Source organism: Aequorivita aquimaris, assembly GCF_001573155.1.
Lineage (GTDB): Bacteria > Bacteroidota > Bacteroidia > Flavobacteriales > Flavobacteriaceae > Aequorivita > Aequorivita aquimaris.
On sequence record NZ_JRWG01000012.1, the window covers coordinates 37,032 to 55,719 of the forward strand.

At 39.7% G+C, this 18,688-nt stretch carries 17 protein-coding genes; 3 read left to right on the forward strand and 14 right to left on the reverse strand.

Annotation, left to right across the window (positions count from 1 at the left end):
• Positions 1-4 precede the first annotated feature (4 nt).
• Together LS48_RS13610 and LS48_RS13615 are read right to left on the reverse strand one after the other, a co-directional pair.
• Entirely contained in the window at positions 5-1,390 is a 1,386-nt protein-coding gene (locus LS48_RS13610; protein ID WP_062623047.1) for an MptA/MptB family glycosyltransferase, read from the reverse strand.
• A gap of 38 nt (positions 1,391-1,428) precedes the next feature.
• On the reverse strand, positions 1,429-2,556 hold the full coding sequence (locus tag LS48_RS13615) for a TolB family protein (protein ID WP_062623048.1): 1,128 nt from the start codon (positions 2,554-2,556) through the stop codon (positions 1,429-1,431).
• A gap of 31 nt (positions 2,557-2,587) precedes the next feature.
• Here LS48_RS13615 and LS48_RS13620 point away from each other — a divergent pair, with 31 nt between their 5' ends.
• A complete protein-coding gene (locus LS48_RS13620; protein ID WP_062623049.1) occupies positions 2,588-3,817 on the forward strand; it encodes a M20/M25/M40 family metallo-hydrolase in 1,230 nt (409 codons plus the stop codon).
• Positions 3,818-4,007: 190 nt separating this feature from the next.
• On the opposite strand, the gene LS48_RS13625 is transcribed toward LS48_RS13620, so the two are convergent.
• From LS48_RS13625 to LS48_RS13680, 12 genes are all read right to left on the reverse strand, one after another.
• On the reverse strand, positions 4,008-4,208 hold the full coding sequence (locus LS48_RS13625; protein ID WP_062623050.1) for a hypothetical protein: 201 nt from the start codon (positions 4,206-4,208) through the stop codon (positions 4,008-4,010).
• Positions 4,205-5,599, reverse strand: a complete 1,395-nt coding sequence (locus tag LS48_RS13630; RefSeq protein ID WP_062623051.1) for a radical SAM protein — start codon at positions 5,597-5,599, stop codon at positions 4,205-4,207. Before LS48_RS13630 ends, LS48_RS13625 begins: the two co-directional genes overlap by 4 nt.
• A 15-nt stretch (positions 5,600-5,614) precedes the next feature.
• The gene (locus tag LS48_RS13635) at positions 5,615-6,406 is read right to left on the reverse strand and encodes a prolipoprotein diacylglyceryl transferase (RefSeq protein ID WP_078056444.1); all 792 of its coding nucleotides are present in this window, start codon (positions 6,404-6,406) and stop codon (positions 5,615-5,617) included.
• A gap of 102 nt (positions 6,407-6,508) precedes the next feature.
• Complete coding sequence (gene groL, locus LS48_RS13640; RefSeq protein WP_062623052.1) at positions 6,509-8,146, reverse strand: chaperonin GroEL; 1,638 nt, start codon at positions 8,144-8,146, stop codon at positions 6,509-6,511.
• Positions 8,147-8,231: 85 nt separating this feature from the next.
• Positions 8,232-8,507, reverse strand: coding sequence for a co-chaperone GroES (locus LS48_RS13645; RefSeq protein ID WP_062623053.1), 276 nt, complete (start codon positions 8,505-8,507; stop codon positions 8,232-8,234).
• Between the two features lie 149 nt (positions 8,508-8,656).
• A complete protein-coding gene (secG, locus tag LS48_RS13650; protein WP_062623054.1) occupies positions 8,657-8,989 on the reverse strand; it encodes a preprotein translocase subunit SecG in 333 nt (110 codons plus the stop codon).
• On the reverse strand, positions 8,986-9,888 hold the full coding sequence (locus LS48_RS13655) for a DUF8458 domain-containing protein (protein WP_062623055.1): 903 nt from the start codon (positions 9,886-9,888) through the stop codon (positions 8,986-8,988). The genes secG and LS48_RS13655 overlap by 4 nt, the downstream gene beginning before the upstream one ends.
• 4 nt (positions 9,889-9,892) lie before the next feature.
• A complete protein-coding gene (locus LS48_RS13660; protein ID WP_062623056.1) occupies positions 9,893-10,441 on the reverse strand; it encodes an LptE family protein in 549 nt (182 codons plus the stop codon).
• Positions 10,438-11,715, reverse strand: a complete 1,278-nt coding sequence (locus LS48_RS13665; RefSeq protein WP_062623057.1) for a sigma-54 interaction domain-containing protein — start codon at positions 11,713-11,715, stop codon at positions 10,438-10,440. The genes LS48_RS13660 and LS48_RS13665 overlap by 4 nt, the downstream gene beginning before the upstream one ends.
• Before the next feature lie 36 nt (positions 11,716-11,751).
• Positions 11,752-12,621 (reverse strand): hypothetical protein, encoded by an 870-nt coding sequence (locus LS48_RS13670; RefSeq protein ID WP_073213751.1) that lies wholly within the window; start codon positions 12,619-12,621, stop codon positions 11,752-11,754.
• 11 nt (positions 12,622-12,632) lie between these two features.
• On the reverse strand, positions 12,633-14,069 hold the full coding sequence (gene miaB, locus LS48_RS13675) for a tRNA (N6-isopentenyl adenosine(37)-C2)-methylthiotransferase MiaB (protein ID WP_062623059.1): 1,437 nt from the start codon (positions 14,067-14,069) through the stop codon (positions 12,633-12,635).
• Between the two features lie 113 nt (positions 14,070-14,182).
• Positions 14,183-14,818: an inorganic diphosphatase gene (locus LS48_RS13680; RefSeq protein WP_235811040.1), complete on the reverse strand. Its 636-nt coding sequence runs from the start codon at positions 14,816-14,818 to the stop codon at positions 14,183-14,185.
• 141 nt (positions 14,819-14,959) lie between these two features.
• Here LS48_RS13680 and topA point away from each other — a divergent pair, with 141 nt between their 5' ends.
• Both topA and LS48_RS13690 read left to right on the forward strand, forming a co-directional pair.
• Positions 14,960-17,476: a type I DNA topoisomerase gene (gene topA / locus LS48_RS13685; RefSeq protein ID WP_062623060.1), complete on the forward strand. Its 2,517-nt coding sequence runs from the start codon at positions 14,960-14,962 to the stop codon at positions 17,474-17,476.
• On the forward strand, positions 17,476-18,639 hold the full coding sequence (locus tag LS48_RS13690) for a formimidoylglutamase (RefSeq protein ID WP_062623061.1): 1,164 nt from the start codon (positions 17,476-17,478) through the stop codon (positions 18,637-18,639). The genes topA and LS48_RS13690 overlap by 1 nt, the downstream gene beginning before the upstream one ends.
• The last annotated feature ends 49 nt before the right edge of the window (positions 18,640-18,688 follow it).

The following is an 18,688-nucleotide window of genomic DNA, read 5'->3' on the forward strand; positions in this document are numbered from 1 at the left end:
AGATTTAAAACCTTGCAGGGTTAAATTTTTTGGAAATCGAAATTTCCCAAAGAGCAACTACAATTGCGACTAAATATTCCAAAGCCACCAACCAAAGTTTTTCATCAAAACCATTTTCGCCATAAGCGGAATAGCTTAGTATTACCATAAAACTCCAAACTATCGGAAATTTATATTTTGTAAAAACTGAAAGTAAAAGTGGAGTGGCAACGTACCACGGATGCACAGTGGTGGAAAGTAAAAAGTAAAACGAAATTGCAAAAAGCATCCCGGTCATCAATTCCTGTGGCGTTTTATTTTTTCTGAAAAAAGCGATCGCTAAAACCAAAAGGAATACTAAAACAGGCAAGATCTTTCCAGTAGTTCCTATAATATTCCATCCTACAACTTGAAACCCAATCCAACGGATTATATAATACACACTCGCATTGAATTCAAAATTCTGGAACCAAAGTCCGATGGTCGAGGAGAAATTCTGAATAAATTCTGAAGAAAGAAAGGGTAGAAATGTAAGTACTACGGTAAATCCGATAACTGAATAAAATCCCACGAGTTTTTTAATCGAAACCCCAAAGATTTCTAAAACCTTTTGGGTTTTTTCATTAGTGAAATATTTCAAAAACAAAGGCAAAAACAATAACGGAAGCAATTTCACGGAAACAGAAATTCCAATCAAAACGGCTGCCCAAAACCATTTTCCTTTGAATAATAAATATAGTGCCCAAACAAAAAAGAAAAGCATTACCCCTTCAAAATGAAGATTTCCAGTAAGCTCAATGATGATAAAAGGATTTAGAAAATACCAAAAGATGTTTTTAATTGGAAGGTTCAACTTTTCTAAAAGTTTCTTTCCGAAGTAAAGAATTCCAACATCTGCCAAAATAATCAGCACGCGCAGCACAATCACGGAGCCCATAATACTTTTCCCCGCAAACAGTGCGGCAACTGCAAAAAACAATTGGTTAATTGGTGGGTAATTGCTGAAGTGACTTGCATTTAGAGCACCCATTCCGTCAATTAATTGTTGGGATTGTTCAATTGTCACTCCGAGCGCAGGCGAGGAGCTGGGTGTGAACAAGTACGGACTAACCCCCTGAATCAATAACCGCCCATCCCACAGAAACCGATAGAAATCCTGTGAAAGATTCGGAATTGCAGGAATAAGAATTAATCTAAAAACAATTCCTAAACTGGCTAAAAACCAAAAATAGTCCCGAGACTTCGGGATAAATTTTTCAATAAAAAGATAGGTGATGATGAAAAGTGCACCGTAGAGTGAAATGAGTTTTGTAAAATCACTTCGCTCCAAATCATACCCAAAACTGATGTAAAACGCGACTGATAGTATCGCAAATAGAAGCGGGATCTTATATAATTTAATGAAATTCAAGTTTCTAATTTATAAGATTCCTGCCTTCGCAGGAATAATTAATCCTGCCATTCGGCAATAAAAAGATTGGTGTCGCGCCCGCCGCCATTATTTCTATTTGAAGAAAAAGCTAACTTTTTCCCGTCATTCGAAAAAACTGGAAAAGCATCAAAAGTCCTTCCGTGCGTAACGCGTTCCAGGTTTTTTCCATCAATATCAATTAAATACAGATTAAACGGGAATCCTCGTTCCGCTTCAAAATTACTGGAGAACAAAATCTTTTCGCCCGAAGGATGAAAGAACGGTGCCCAATTGGCGTTGCCCAAATGAGTCAATTGGCGAAGCTCGCTGCCATCGGCATTGCAGATAAACAGCTCCATTTCAGTGGGCTGCACCAAACCTTGGGCGAGCAAATCTTTATATTCCTTAATTTCTTTCTCAGTTTCGGGGCGCGATGCACGAAAAATCAATTTTGAACCATCCGGTGAAAAGAAGGCGCCGCCGTCGTAGCCCAATTCGTTAGTAATCTGTTTTACGTTTTTTCCATCGATATCCATAGTGTACAATTCCAAATCGCCACTGCGCATGGAAGTGAAAACAATTTTATCGCCTTTGGGCGAAACGGTTGCTTCGGCATCGTAACCCGGTTCGTTAGTGAGTTGGGCAGTTATATTTCCTTCCAAATCGGCAACAAAAATATCGAAGCTGTCATACACTGGCCACACGTATTTGCCATCCCTTTTAAGTGGAACTTCCGGGCAATTTTCATCTTTTAAATGTGTGCTTCCGTAAACAATATGTTTTCCATCGGGTAGAAAATAGCTGCACGTTGTTCGGCCTTTGCCGGTGCTTATCATTGGGGGTTGTTTGTCTTTAAAAGTTTCGTCAGCTCTCATCAAAAACATTTGGTCGCAGTTTACGCCCCAGTTTTTATAGTTGCTTTGGAAGATGACCTTGCTGTCGTCAAAACTCCAGTAGGCTTCGGCATTATCTCCACCAAAAGTAACTTGACGGATACTTTTGAAATGCTTTTCTTCGGGATAAATTAGCGTGTCATTTGAAGTGGGATCCAATACTACGGTCGAGGTTTTTTCAGCTGAACCGGCCGATTCATTTTCTGCTCTTTTCACTTCCTTTTTACAACTCGCAAATACTGAAACGATAAGCAGGGTATAGAATATTTTCATTTTTAATGTACTTTTGAGCAAAAGTAATGATATGCGTGCAATTTTAGTAATATTAATAGCAATAGTAGTTTTTTCCTGTAAAGAAACTCAGGTGAATTCCGTATCTATGAAAGAAGACGTTGCCATCTTGGCCAACGATAGTTTAAACGGAAGAAAGACCGGTTCTGATGGCGAAAGGAAGGCTGCAGACTACATAGCCAAGCGGTTTGAAGATTTAGGGTTGCAACCCAAACGTTTGGAAGGGTTTTTTCAAAAATTCACTTATAAGGCCAGTAAAAATCCACATCAGGAGGCCGAATTTACTGCAGAAAATAACGAGAGTACCAAGACGGGTCAAAACGTGATTGCATTTTTAGATAACAAAGCGGAAAATACCGTAGTAATCGGCGCCCATTACGACCATTTGGGAATGGGCGGCGAAGGTTCGCTGTATCGCGAAGGCAAAGCAATACACAACGGTGCGGACGATAACGCGAGTGGTGTTGCGATGATGCTGCATTTGGCAGATTCGCTTCAAAAGAAAGGTTCCCCGAAAAATAACAACTACCTTTTCATTGCTTTTTCTGGGGAAGAAGAGGGGTTATTGGGTTCAAATTATTTCGTTAAAAATCCAACTATTGATACTAAAAAAGTAACTTATATGCTGAATATGGATATGGTGGGAAGGCTTAATTCTGAAAATACTTTAGCAGTTTACGGCGTGGGAACTTCGCCTATTTTTAAACAAGCCGTAAATGCGAATGCCAGGGAATTAAAAATTGCCGAAAACGAAAGCGGTGTAGGTCCGAGCGACCACACTTCGTTTTATTTGGCAAATATTCCCGTGTTGCATTTTTTCACTGGGCAGCACGAAGACTACCATAAACCCAGCGATGACGCTGAAAAGGTGAATTTTGAGGGAATGAAAATAGTTTCAAATTACATTTTCAGCATAATAAAAGATTTGGATAACCAGCCCAAACTTCCTTTCAAAAAAACCAAAAATGAAAGCGAAGTGGTGCCAGAATTTAAAGTGACGTTGGGCGTGGTTCCCGATTATCTTTTCAGCGGAAAAGGGATGCGAATTGATGGTGTAAGTGAAGACAAACCAGCCCAAAAAGCAGGACTTCAAAAAGGCGACATTGTTGTAAAAATGGGCGATTTTGAAGTAACCGATATGATGAGTTATATGAAGAGCCTTTCAAAATTTGAAAAGGGGCAGACAGCAAAAGTAACTATCGAAAGGGGTGGGGAATTGAAGGAGGTTGAGGTAACATTTTAATTTTTACAGCATCATCCCACAAAAACCAAGGCCTATTATTACGGAAACGATTGAAATAATAATTAAGATTTTGCCTGTTTTCTTTTCTTTATCGGTTGCTTCTGCTCTTATAAGAACTTGACCCCAAATAAAAGTAACGAACGGAGCGAAAACAAATAAAAGAAATAAGATCATTTTTTTGATTTAAATATTACATCATCATACTTCCACAAATCCCAAGACTTATTAAAAGATAAACTACCCCAAGAATCATAAGTATTTTTCCTGCTTTTTTCTTTTGATTTGCAAGTAAAACCACACCAATAATAAATAATATGATTGCAGGTAAAAACATAATTGCTAAAATAATAACGACTAATCCTGTTAAATCACCAACTTCTAAAAATATCATAACGCTTCGGTTTTAAGTTTTTCCAAATACTCTTTTTTGTCGTCCCTATAAAAAAGATTCATCGTTTCAAAGGGGATGATTTTATTATCCTTATTCACAATGTGGACGCAGGATTTTTTTATGCTGCGAACATCAAAATTGTATGCATCAATAAATTGCATAATTATTACTCTGAAAAGATTGTCATACCCTAATTCTGGAGCATCAATATTTGGGAGGCAACATAGAATCGATTTTAAGTTTTCTTCAGCGCATTCTACCGAATTTCCCGTACTGAAAAGCTCGATCATTTTTCCTTTTAGCATTTCGTCCTGTTCGTAAACTATCGTGTTTTTACTGTTGTCCAACAAATCCTGTGGCTTGATATAACGCGTCAACGGAAAAACTTCGTCGTCCAATTTTAATGCATAACCCATCACCAAAGCATCAGGATTACAAGGAACGGGCAGTAAATCCTCTGCATTAAAAACATCGGTCTGTTCCAGGATTTTTCTTCGGACTTCCGTCAAAGTGATTCTATCGGTTTCAGTATTAAAATCTTCCAATCTACCTGCAATTTGGGTAGGCTGAAAAGTTACCCCACGAACGCATTTTTGTTTTAAGGCGAAGTCGATAATTTTACCCATTTCGCCATCATTCAAACCTTTTTGAAGCGTAACTACCAAAGTTGTTGAAAGATTCACTTCATTCAAATTTGCGAGCGCTTGCTGGCGGATTTTGCTTAAATCTGCACCGCGAAGGGTTTGCAAAACAGAATCTTCAAAAGAATCAAACTGCAAATATATTTCGAAATCGGGCGCGTATGTTTTCAATTTTTCTGCAAAATCCTTCTCTTTCGCAATCCGGATTCCGTTCGTATTGAGCATTAAATGTTTTATGGGAAGCGTTTTTGCATAATCCAAAATCTCAAAAAAGTGCGGATGGATTGTGGGTTCGCCACCACTAATTTGCACCACATCGGGCTCTTTTTCATTCCGAACCACCGCGTCCATCATTTTTTTAATTTCGTCCAAAGTTCGGTGCCGTCCATACGTTGGCGACGAACCCGCGTAACAAGTGGGGCAGGTTAGGTTGCAACGGTCCGTAACTTCAATAATCGTCAGGCACGAATGCTGCTCGTGGTCCGGACACAGGCCGCAATCATACGGGCAGCCGTAATGCGTTTTGGTGTTGAATGTATAGGGCATTTCCGAGGGCTTGTTATAGTTTCGGATGTTTTTGTAATATTCGGCATCGTCGGCAATTAAGACCTTGCTGTTGCCGTGTTCAGGGCAACGTTTCAACATAAAAACATTGTTTTCCTCAAAAACTATTTTGGCGTCGATTCGTTTTAAGCATTCTGGGCAAAGGCTTAAGGTGAAATCGTAATAGGTATATTTTCTTACGGGCATCTTTTTAGTTAAGAGTTAAGGGTTAAGCGTTATGCGAGCTTGCTGCTGTTTTTTTTCTTTGTTCTTTCTTCTTTTATCTCTTGTGAAAAATATCGTTTTATAATAATACAGTAGACAAATAATACAAAGTATTTGAACGCTGCTTAATCCCAAAACGAAAAATTCATTCGGTTTTAAAAATTCTATTAAAAAACGAAAACCAAAATAGGATATCATAAACCATTTGAATAATTCGCCGCTTTTCAATATTTTTTTCTTCTGAATTTGTTTCAGCGCTATTACTAAAAGTACCAAAAAAACCAGTTCGTAAAACGCAAGCGGATGTCGAAGCATTCCATCGCCCAAATCCATTCCGAAGATAGATTTAGTTTCTATTCCGTAAGTGAATTCATTTGTGCCCGAAAGAAAGCAACCAATACGGCCAATAAAAATTCCCAGAATTATTGGAAATGTAAACAAATCGCCCGACGAACGTTTTTCACCGATTATCTTTTTTGCAATCTCAACGCCCAAAAGTCCGCCGAAGAGACCGCCCATAATTGATTTTGCGTTCAGTAATTCAATCCAAGTATTTTCAGAAAAGTTTATAAAAGGATATTCCAAAAATCCAATAATACGCGAGCCAATCAACGCGCCTAAGGTAGCGCCGATGATAATTGAAAGTCTATTGTTTAAGGAAATTTCATCCGTACTTCTTTTCCGAAGAAAAACATAGTAACGGAAACCCACGATAAAAGCGAGATATTCCATAATGAGATGAATATTCACTTTTATTCCGAAGAGAATGGGTTCGAAAGGGATTTCCAATTTTTGACTGTTTGGTTATAAATGTAGTCAATTTCAGAAATAAAAAAGCCTCACAAATCTTGAAGACTTGTGAGGCTTTAACTATTAATCACTTTTGGGATTTTACATCATCCCTGGCATTCCACCGCCCATACCGCCTGGCATTCCGCCACCGGTATTTTCTTCTTTTATATCAACCAAAGCACATTCGGTAGTCAAAATCATTCCGGCAACCGAAGCAGCATTTTCAAGCGCGATACGGGTTACTTTTTTAGGATCGATGATTCCTGCTTTTAGCATATCAACATATTTTTCAGTTTTGGCATCGTAACCGAAGTTTTTCTTGCCTTCCAAAACCTTATTGATTACTACGGAACCTTCGCCACCTGCGTTTTCAACGATAGTGCGCAAAGGAGATTCAATTGCTTTAGCTACTATGTTAATTCCAGTTGCTTCATCAAGCGTATCGGTTGTAAGCTTTTTAAGTACTTCAATAGCGCGAACTAAAGCTACGCCTCCACCAGCAACAATACCTTCTTCAACAGCCGCACGGGTTGCGTGAAGTGCATCGTCAACTCTATCTTTTTTCTCTTTCATTTCCACTTCAGAAGCAGCACCTACGTAAAGAACCGCAACACCACCGGCTAATTTAGCCAAACGCTCCTGCAATTTTTCTTTGTCGTAATCGCTGGTTGTAGATTCTATTTGAGATTTTATCTGATTCACACGACCTTTGATGTCGTCTTTCTTGCCGGCACCGTTTACAATTGTAGTGTTGTCTTTGTCAATTGTTACAGTTTCCGCAGAACCTAACATATCGATGGTTGCATTTTCCAAAGTGAAACCGCGCTCTTCAGCAATTACAGTTCCGCCAGTTAAAATTGCGATATCCTCAAGCATTGCTTTTCTTCTATCGCCAAAACCTGGAGCTTTAACAGCTGCAATTTTTAACGAGCCACGAAGTTTGTTTACTACCAAAGTAGCCAAAGCCTCGCCATCAACATCTTCTGCAATAATCAATAAAGATTTTCCTTGTTGTGCCACTGGCTCAAGTATTGGAAGCAAATCTTTCATTGAAGAAATTTTCTTGTCGTAAAGCAAAATCATTGGGTTGTCCAATTCAGTCTGCATTTTTTCGGTATCAGTCACGAAATAGGGTGAAAGGTAACCACGATCAAACTGCATACCTTCCACAACGTCTACGTATGTTTCGGTTCCTTTTGCTTCTTCAACGGTGATAACCCCTTCTTTGCCAACTTTCCCGAAAGCTTTGGCAATCAATTCGCCAATAACATCGTCGTTGTTTGCTGAAATGGAAGCCACCTGCTTTATCATTTCAGAAGAATTGCCAACTTTGGTAGCTTGTTTTTCAAGGTTGCTAACAATGGCTTCCACAGCCTTGTCAATTCCACGTTTTAAATCCATTGGGTTAGCACCGGCGGCTACGTTTTTAAGGCCTTCCTTTACGATTGCCTGTGCAAGAACGGTAGCGGTTGTTGTACCGTCACCGGCAAGGTCGTTGGTTTTGGACGCTACTTCTTTTACCATTTGTGCGCCCATATTTTCAAGGGCGTCTTCCAGTTCAATTTCTTTTGCAACTGTTACACCATCCTTTGTCACTTGTGGCGCACCAAAGGATTTGCTGATAATTACGTTACGACCCTTTGGGCCCAAGGTTACTTTTACTGCGTTTGCCAATGCGTCAACGCCGCGCTTGATACTGTCGCGGGCTTCTACATCAAATTTTATATCTTTTGCCATTTTTTTAAATGCTTTAAGCTTTAAGCTGTATGCTCTAAGCCTGGGTTAAACTATATTTTTAGATAAATTTATTTTTTTGGAAAACTTAAATGATAGCTAAAATATCATCTTCGCGCATGATGAGGTAGTCTTTGCCATCAAATTTCAATTCGCTGCCGGAATATTTTCCGTAAAGAACGGTATCGCCAACCTTTACGGTCATTTTGTGGTCTTCTTTACCTTTACCCACAGCTACTACTTTGCCTTGTTGCGGTTTTTCTTTTGCGGAATCTGGAATGTAAATACCAGAAGCGGTCTTAGTCTCAGCTTCCTGTGGCTGAACCAAAACACGGTCTGCAAGTGGTTGAATTTTTAATGCCATTTCAATTTTATTTTTTAGTTGTTAAACTTGGGTTTAAATGTTTGATTGCTAATTGGCAGAAACTGTGCCACTGCCCATAAACTGACAGTTTACAAAACAAAAATGCCAGCTTGTCAGAAGCTGGCATTTTTAAATATTTTATAAAGTAATTATTCTGCTGGGTCTGTTGTAGTTGGAGCAGGAGTTTCTGTGGTTGGAACCGCAGGAATTGCACTTTCGTCAAAAGTTTTCGATTGCACTACGTTGCCGCCCATAATAAATATGTTTGAAAACAAAATTAACGCCAACATAATAGTTGCAAGTGTCCAAGTACTTTTATCAAGAAAATCGCTCGTTTTCTGCACGCCGCCAATCTGTGCGCCTCCGCCACCGCCGAAAGACGATGAAAGTCCGCCCCCTTTTGGGTTTTGCACCATTATTACTACGACCAACAAAAAGGCCACTATCATTATTAAAATTAAAAATATTGTAAACGTACTCATGATTGTTCTGAATTAATCAATTTTTCTATTGCCCGAATTTGGTCTGCAAAGAAACCACTTTTTTCGGGATTTTTCAAAATTAAAATTTTATATGCCTGAATTGCCTTTTTATAATTCTTTTGTTGCAAATAAACTTTTGCCAAAGTCTCCGTCATTAGTGAATCAGTGGCTTGGGTATAAGGTTTTGCAAGATTGTTTTTTTCTTCTTTTTGGGATTTATTCTCTATCTCCGAAGGAATTATTTTTGGGTTCTCTTGGATAAACTTGTCTATCAATTCAAATTTTCGCTCCTTCTCATCCTCTTTTATTGACTTTTCAGACTCTTCTTTTGAAGTTTCTTCCGAACGTTCAATGGGTTTTGCTTTTGTCAGCTTTAGCCATTCTGAGAAAGAGTGGGTATCGTTTTTGGTGAATTCCAAAGGTTTGTCCGGTTGCAATATGTCTTCGGGTTTTTCTTCTTTATTTTCAACCAAATTGGAAACAGATGCAACTTTTCTTTGAAAAAGCTCCGGATTCAAAATATCCTCCGCCTTTTGCATTTCGGCCTTTAATTGCCTGTCTATTTCAAGACTTATTTGTTCCGAAACATCTTCGGCCACAACTTTTATTTCCCCTACGGAAGCATCGTGCTGCAAAATAGTTTGCGAAATTTCATTCTGGATAAATTTTTCCGAAGTAATATATTCAAACAAAATATCGCGATCGGTAGTGTGGGCGGCAGTAAGCTTCAATGCGTCGTTGTACAGAAAACTTTCTTGGTTTTTCAAACCCTTTAACTGCAAGGCCCGCGCACTTTGGAAATAGGGGTATTTTTTTATTATCAAATCCAACGCAGCCATATCCTCCGAAGTTATTTTCTGCGGATTGGCGAGTAGATATGTAAAGTTTGAAGTGTTCAAAATATTACCAGTTTGCGAGCGATTTGTTAAAAATATCCTGTGTCAATCGTTCAAAAATAATATCAACCGCAGCATCAAGTGCCGAGCCTGTTAATTGTGTTGTTCCCGGATAATCGTAATAAAAACTAAAGGGCTGTTCAAAATCCTTCAGCGGATCTTTGGTGTTGTAAAACCGAACATTTACGGCAATGGTTAATCTGTTTTGAGCCGCAGTGCTGTTTGCGGTAGCAGTAATTGGCGCAATATAATATTGTGTTATTTCACCTTCGTAAACCAAATCGCCATTACTGTTCACAAGGTCCAAACTAGTTTGGTTCAGCAGTAAATCCTGAAGTTTTTGTGTAAAATCTCTAGCGATGCCAGGCTCTACGATCGGAGCATTGTTTTGAAAATAATTTACCTGTACCGTTTTTGTTGTGCTGTAGTTTATATCGGCTCCCGTAAAGGAATATGGGCCGCAACCTTGCAAAATAAACACGGACAGTATCAAAAGTGAAAACTTTAACAGGAAAGCAAATCTAAATTCTAAAATCGTATATCGAAAATCTTTCATAAATCGTACTGCTTAATCTTTCTATATAAAGTTCTTTCTGAAATGCCTAGCTCATCTGCAGCATCCTTACGTTTTCCGTTGTATTTTTCGAGTGATTTTTTGATGAGTTCCAATTCCTTTTGCTGAAGGGAAAGGTTTTCTTCTTCTTCAATTTCCTCAGCGTATTCGTATTTGTCTTTTCGCTGTTCGGAAGCGTGTTCCGGAATACTGAAAACCTCGACGTCGGTTTGTGCTCCGTTTGTTTCTTCTTCAATTATTGAGGCTAGTTCTTCTTCTGCTTCGTTTTCTTCGGAATAAATTTTATTTATAAGTGAGGATTGTTCTTCCTTTACTTTAGCAGCATTTCCACTTTTCATCAATTCCAGCGTAAGCTTTTTAAGATCGTTTACGTCGCGTTTCATATCAAAAAGCACTTTGTAAAGTATTTCGCGCTCGCTGCTGAAATCGCTTTCAGATTTTTTTGCATTTACAATTGCGGGCAGGTTGCTGCCCATATCGGGTAAATAATGTTTTAGGGTTTCATAAGAAATTTCCCTGTTCTGCTCCAAAACAGAAATCTGTTCGGCAACGTTCCGCAATTGGCGGATGTTTCCGCTCCAGCGATATTTCAGCAACAAATCCGTTGCTTGATCTGTCAACCTAATAGTTGGCATTTTATATTTCTGTGCAAAATCTGCCGCAAATTTTCTGAAAAGTAAATGTATGTCCTCTTCCCGTTCACGCAATGGCGGCAAGTTGATTTCCACAGTGCTCAGCCTGTAATAAAGATCTTCGCGGAATTTTCCTTTTTGGATGGCTTCTGCCATTTTCACGTTTGTGGCGGCCACGATGCGAACGTCGGTTTTCTGTGCTTGGGAAGAACCTACTTTTAAAAATTCGCCATTTTCCAAAACACGGAGTAAGCGTACCTGTGTGGGCAACGGCAATTCGCCCACTTCATCGAGGAAAATTGTTCCACCATCGGCTACTTCAAAATAACCGCTCCTGGTTGCGGTTGCGCCCGTAAATGAACCTTTTTCGTGACCGAAAAGTTCGCTGTCAATGGTTCCCTCGGGAATTGCGCCGCAGTTAACGGCTATATATTTTCCGTGTTTTCGGTGCGAAAGGGAGTGGATAATTTTTGGAATGCTTTCTTTTCCCACGCCGCTCTCGCCAGTAACCAATACCGAAATATCTGTAGGCGCAACTTGAATTGCTTTTTCCACGGCACGGTTCAGTTTTGGGTCGTTGCCTATTATTCCGAATCGTTGTTTTGTTGCTTGTATGCTTTCCATATTTTATCCCAGCAAAGTGCGGGAACTAAATTTTAATTAATAATATTCGTAGGTTGCTCTCGAAAATAAAACACCATCCTTTTTTGTTTCGGAGCTTATGGGATAATCGGAATCGTTATACTGAAATGTAATTTCCAAAACATAATTTTCCGAAGTATCAGTCCCTGTTCGGGTTATTTTCGTGGCATTGCTCGGCGATATAAATAATGAATGGTCGAAAAGATACCCATAATAATAAGTGTTGAAGGGGTAGTTATGAAACTCTTCGTAGAATGGATTTATTTTTACGTCATATTCATACGTATGGTTTATTTCCAAATTAAAATAATCTGTGGTAAGGTTAAGGTTGGTGATGTTCAGAGTACTATCATAAGTGATGATTTCATCGCTAACGATTCCCAGGTCACCTATATGTTTTACTGCGGTTAGTACATCTGTAGTATTATAATAAAATTCTGTTCGTTCTTGTGTCGGGGTAAACCATTGCACGTTGATCTGTTGCGGTTGATAGCTAAAGCTTATGGAATCCATATCAATTCCATCTGCGTCCCAATCCCTAAAAACTACCCAGGGCCTGCTGTTTTGGTCATAATAGTAGTTTTCAACAAAATCAACAGGGTAATTCAAGTGATTGTGGGCTTTTCTTGTAATTTGCCCAAAATCGTTGTAGGCATACTCCCAGAAATAGTCGTAAAAAGCGTCAATAATATGGTCTTTTGTTTTTTTGCCGTTTTCATCAAAAAAATACTCAACCATTTCTCCATTTGGAGTTCCGTTAGCATCAAAAGAGATGCTTGTATATTTTTTGATTTTCAGTTCTTGTGGGTTTTCTGAACCGTTATTATCGTCATTGGAACACGCCAAAAACAATAGACTTGCTGTAAAAAGAAATAGAATACGTTTCATAATTTATTGGTTCATGAATGCTCCACTACTTCGCCAATGAGCGTTGCAGTGGTACAATCGGTTACTTTTACTTTTACAAAATCGCCAGGTTTATAAGTTGACTTCGGAAATACCGCAACATTATTGTGTTCCGTTCTTCCGCTCCATTCGTCTTTGTTTTTCTTCGACTCTTTTTCAATTAAAACAGTCACGGTTTTTCCTAAAAATTCCGCGGTGCGAATGGCGCTGTGTTTTTGCTGAAGGTCAACAATCTCAGTCAATCGGCGGCTTTTTGTTTCTTCGGGCACGTCGTCTTCCAGCTTCCGGGCGGCCATGGTGCCGGGCCTTTCGGAATATTTGTACATATAGCCAAAATCATATTTCACATATTCCATCAAGCTCAAGGTTTCTTTGTGGTCTTCCTCGGTTTCCGTTGGGAAACCCACAATCATATCCTGTGAAATGGCGCAACCGGGAATGATTTCCCAAATCCTGTCTATCAACTTCATATATTCCTCCCGCGTGTGCTGACGGTTCATTTCCTTTAAAATACGTGTGCTTCCGCTTTGAACGGGAAGGTGAATGTGGTTGCAGATATTTTCGTGTTTCGCCATAACATACAACACTTCCTCGTGCATATCCTGCGGGTTGCTGGTTGAAAAGCGAATGCGCATTTTTGGATGTGCCGTTGCTACCAAATCTAATAATTGTGCAAAATCTGTTGCAGTTGCCTGTTGCATTTCCGAAGCTTTTTTGAAGTCCTTTTTCAAGCCTCCGCCATACCATAAATAGCTGTCCACGTTTTGACCGAGCAAGGTAATTTCCTTATATCCTTTTTCAGCCAGATCATTCACTTCCTCCATAATACTTTGCGGGTCACGGCTTCGTTCGCGGCCACGGGTAAAAGGCACTACGCAAAAAGTACACATATTGTCGCAACCTCGGGTGATGCTTACAAAAGCAGTAATTCCGTTGCCGCCCAAACGCACCGGGGAAATATCGCCATAGGTTTCTTCTTTGGAAAGAATAACGTTCACGGCATCACGGCCTTCTTCAACTTCTTTTAGCAAATTCGGGATGTCTTTATAGGCATCTGGCCCAACAACCAAATCGACGATTTTTTCTTCCTCGAGAAATTTTTCTTTCAAACGTTCCGCCATACAGCCCAGAACGCCAACCTTCATTTTTGGATTTATTCTTTTTACAGCGTTGTATTTCTCCAAACGCTTGCGAACGGTCTGCTCGGCTTTATCGCGAATGGAGCAGGTGTTTACCAAAACCAGATCGGCTTCTTCCAGTAAATTTGTTGTATTATATCCTTGGTCGGCAAGTATGGAAGCCACTATTTCGCTATCGCTAAAATTCATAGCGCAGCCGTAGCTTTCAATATATAGTTTGCGGGAATTGCCTTCGCGTGCTTCCAGCGTTAGCGTGTTTCCCTGTGTTTTTTCGTCAATAATCTTATCCATAAAAATCTTTGTTCAATGCAAATTCAAAAGGGTTTCACTGAACTTGCAAAGATACTATTAATTTGTCACGCTGTCAAAGTGGCAGATTTATTTTCGAAATATCACAAAACCACTTAATTTTTTAAAGGAATTGAAAGTTTTTGAATCTCTAATAGGGCTTCTTTCTCGTCGCTCCATCCTATGATTTTTACACGATCTGAAGGATTATAATTTATAAACCACATTTCAATAATTTCAATTGCGCTGGGATATTTTTCTGAAAATTCAGTAAATGTTTCCGCAGAAACTGTTTGCAGTTTTCTATCTGAGGGGATACAGATTACCTTAAAATCTTCTTCTCCATTGTCCAAAAGGCGGAGCATTGCAATGGGTTTTGTTTCTAATATAGTCCCAGTTTTTAAAGATTCGCAAAGCACCAAAACATCCAACGGGTCGCCATCGCCACCCTCATCGCGATTAGAATAAGTGGAAGCAATAAAGCCATAATTTCCGGGATAGGGCAGGTATTCTATTATGCGCTCTTTTCCATTGCGAACATCCACTGCAAATTTCTTTGAGGTTTTGTCCAACTCAATCTTTTTGCTCGTTCCCGCTGGAATTTCTATAATGCAATTCACATTTTTTTCTTCTGAAAAAGTTTCTATTTTAAAAACTTTATAGGTGGGGTTACAATTTTGAAATAATATTAGGAAGAGAAACAAAACTATGTTTCGCACAAAAACCATTGTTTGTGGTGAATATAAATTCATAAAAATAATTTTTCTTTTTTCAGGCCTTCTAAAAATAGTATAATTTAAAGGTAGTACGATGTTAAGAGTTGACTAAATTTAGGTGTCAAAAATTGCGTATTAAAAAATTCATATACTTTTGTACGCATAACAAATAAGTATATGGCAAAGAATTTAGTGATAGTTGAGTCCCCGGCAAAAGCAAAAACCATTGAAAAATTTCTTGGAAAGGATTTCAAGGTTTCTTCCAGTTTTGGGCACATTGCAGATCTTCCATCCAAAGAATTGGGCGTGGACGTGGAAGGGGATTTTACACCTAAATATATAGTGAGCAGCGACAAAAAGAAGCTGGTGGCAGAATTGAAGTCGCTGTCCAAAAAAGCCGATATGGTTTGGCTGGCAAGTGATGAGGACCGCGAGGGAGAAGCCATTGCGTGGCATCTTGCCGAAGAATTGAAGCTGGACAAAAACAAGACCAAGCGCATTGTTTTTCACGAAATAACCAAGTCTGCCATTTTAAAAGCGATTGAAAACCCACGGCAGATTGATTATAATTTGGTAAACGCCCAACAAGCCCGTCGAGTTCTCGACCGTTTGGTGGGTTATGAGCTTTCACCGGTTCTTTGGAAAAAAGTGAAAGGTGGACTTTCCGCAGGGCGCGTTCAGTCGGTTGCCGTTCGGTTGATCGTGGAGCGCGAGCGCGAGATTGAAGCCTTTACGCCCGTAGGTTCCTATAGAATCGATGCCGAATTTACAACGCTTGAAGGCAGCAAGTTCAAGGCGAAACTTCCAAAGAATTTTGATACGGAAGAAGAAGCGCGCGAGTTTCTTCGGAAGAATTTGGGAGCTTCCTATAAAATTTCAGATTTAACGAAAAAGCCCGCCAGCAAAAGCCCAGCGGCACCTTTTACCACTTCGACCTTACAACAGGAAGCAGCCCGGAAATTGTATTTTTCGGTTGGAAAAACGATGACCATCGCGCAACGCTTGTACGAGGCCGGATTGATTACCTATATGCGTACCGACAGCGTAAACCTTAGCAACGACGCAAAAAACGCGGCGCAAAAGGAAATTATTTCCTCTTACGGAAAGGAATACAGCAAACCCCGCGATTACAAGGGAAAAAGCAAGGGAGCGCAGGAAGCACACGAGGCCATCCGCCCGACGGATATGACGCAACACAGTATTTCTGGCGACCACGACCAAGCGCGTTTGTACGATTTAATTTGGAAGCGAACCTTGGCTTCGCAAATGAGCGATGCGCAATTGGAGCGTACCAATGTGAAGATTGACGTGCTTTCCAAAGAAAAAGTTTCAGAAAATTTCACTGCAAATGGTGAAATGATAAAGTTTGACGGTTTCCTAAAAGTATATTTGGAAGGCACCGATTTTGAGGAAGAAGAGCAGGAAGGAATGTTGCCAAATATGAAAAACGGCGATTCACTTGAAAACAATTACATCACCGCTACCGAACGCTTTACGCGTCCGCCGTACCGATACACGGAGGCGTCGTTGGTAAAGCAATTGGAGGAACTCGGCATCGGCCGTCCGTCAACTTACGCACCGACTATTTCAACCATCATCAGCAGAAATTATGTTGAAAAGGGAACCGTGGAAGGCGTAGAGCGAAAATATCTTCAGTTAACGCTTCAAAAGGAAAACATAAAAGATAAAACCTTGACCGAAACCGTTGGATCCGACAAAGGGAAATTGGTTCCCACAGATATCGGGATGATCGTGAACGACTTTTTGGTAGAACATTTCGAAAATATTCTTGACTACAATTTCACCGCAAAAGTAGAACAGGATTTTGACGACATAGCCGAAGGCAAAGAGGAGTGGACCAAGATGATGAAGGATTTCTACGGAAAATTCCATCCACGGGTAGAGCACGTTGAAGAAAATGCAGACCGCGAAAGTGGCGAGCGCATTTTGGGCGAAGACCCCGAAACGGGCAAAACCGTTTTGGTACGCCTCGGAAAATACGGCCCCATGGCACAGATTGGTGCGCCGGAGGATGAGGAGAAGAAATTCGCGAGTCTCCGTCCAGACCAGCAATTACATTTGGTTACTTTTGAGGAAGTGATGGACCTTTTCAAGCTTCCGAAGACTTTGGGCATTTATGAAAAAGAAGAAGTTGAGGTGAACAACGGTCGGTTTGGCCCGTATGTACGCTTTGGAAAAACCTTTATTTCGCTTCCCAAGGGAATGGATCCTTTAGACGTGGATATGGCTTTTGCAAAGGAGCTGATTGAAGAAAAGAAAAAAGCAGATGCACCTATATATATGTATGAGGATCTGCCAGTCCAAAAAGGGGTTGGACGTTTTGGCCCTTTTATAAAATGGAACAATATGTTCATCAACGTGAACAAAAAGTATGATTTTGACAATCTCTCGGATGAAGATATTGAAGAATTGATAGAGGACAAAAAGCAGAAAGAAATTGACAAGCTCATCAACGAATGGCCAGATGAAAAAATACGGATTGAAAAAGCGCGATGGGGCCGTTTCAATATTATAAAAGGTAAGACAAAGGTTGAGCTGCCCAAAGGCACTGAGGCCGACAAGATAACTTTGGAAGAGGCCAAGGATTTGCTTGATAAAAAAAGCCCAAAGAAAAAAACCGCGGCCAAAAAGAAAACCGCAACTAAGAAAAAAGCTACGGCCAAGAAAAAATAATGATAGAATTTTTAACCCCAGTTTCAAAAAAAGTTTTGGCACACCGGGAAATTCTGCCGCCCGGAACATTGGGAAAACAAATTACGGCCCACTCCAAAACAGGGGAGCTACCTAACTTGAAAGCCGTAAAATTTGCAATTCTCGGCATAAAGGAAAACCGTGCCGATGAGAATTTCATTGGAGGAAAGATATCTTTTGACCCATATAGAAAAGCTCTTTATTCATTATATCCCGGAAATTGGAATTATAACATAATTGACCTTGGCGATATAGAAAGAGGTGAGACAGCCGAAGATACTCGCTTTGCTGCCAAAGAAGTAATAGCTGCCCTTTTACAAAAAAATATTGTACCATTGGTCCTTGGTGGAAGCCAGGATTTGGCTTTTGCACAATATCGGGCGTATGACGGTTTGGAAGGAATGGTCAATGTGGTAAATGTTGATAACCGTTTTGACCTTGGAAATGCTGAGCTGCCAATTTCAAATAAATCCTATGTAGGAAAAATGGTAGTTGAACAGCCCTATAATCTTTTTAATTACAGTGTTTTGGGCTATCAATCATTTTTTAACGCCCCACAGGAGATTGCTTTGATGGACAAATTGTTCTTCGATGCCTACAGATTAGGTGAAGTTTGTACAGACATTACAGTGGTAGAACCAATAATGCGCGATGCAGATATGGTAACCTTAGATGTTTCCGCAATAAAAAGTGCAGAATTAAGTTATAAAAATAACGATAGCCCCAATGGTTTTGATGGACGAGAAATTTGCGCCATTTCCCGATATGCCGGAATCAGCAATAAAGTGAAATCTTTTGGCGTTTATGAATTGAGCGATTCCATTGAAAGTAAGAGCGGCGCAATGCTTGTAGCGCAAATATTTTGGTATTTTATTGAAGGCTATAATTTTAGGGTTGAAGATGATGATTTTGATAACGAAAATCTCTTCACCACTTATAAAGTACCGATAGAAGATGAAGTTTTGGAATTTAAGAAAAGTAATAAAACTGAAAGATGGTGGATTGTTTTGCCTTTTCTTTCAAATGTTAATAATAAATTAAAAAGACGAACGTTATTACCTTGCACTTATGGCGAATATTTGGGTGCATGCAATCAGGAAATTCCTGAACGGTGGTTAAAGGCCCGCCACAAAAATGAAGTATAATCAAACAACACAAGTAAAAACGGGGATCAAGGGTTTTTCAAAAAAAAAT